This is a genomic window from Oceanospirillum sediminis (genome assembly GCF_014164585.1).
Classification (GTDB): domain Bacteria; phylum Pseudomonadota; class Gammaproteobacteria; order Pseudomonadales; family Halomonadaceae; genus Oceanospirillum; species Oceanospirillum sediminis.
Map to the genome: position 1 here is coordinate 1 of NZ_JACJFM010000347.1, position 311 is coordinate 311.

The 311-nt window shown below is 44.1% G+C and carries 1 protein-coding gene; it reads right to left on the reverse strand.

Annotation, left to right across the window (positions count from 1 at the left end):
- Nucleotides 1-311: hypothetical protein (locus H4O21_RS25175; protein WP_182812762.1), on the reverse strand; the 311-nt coding region annotated here is incomplete at both ends.

Below are 311 nucleotides of genomic sequence, written 5' to 3' on the forward strand. Positions count from 1 at the left end.
CGAGAAACACCTGTGCCCTCTTCTTCTACTTTGACTCTGATTTGAAGTGAGTCTTGCAGCACCTTTTCCGAACCTTTTATAAAGGCTGACATTGGGAAGGTGAAAGTGGCACAGCCTTTTATGTCCGTCTGCTTTGTCTCATTGTAGCATGGTGCAATTATATCAGGGAGTCCCTCTGGATGTTCAGGGGTGGTCAGATAGTTTATAGAGACGTAGCGATTAAGAGGTCGGCACATCTTAAGTTGAACATTGGCTGGCACAGGCTGTCCGTATGTATACTTTGCACATACTTCAGCTTTTATTTTCTTTTG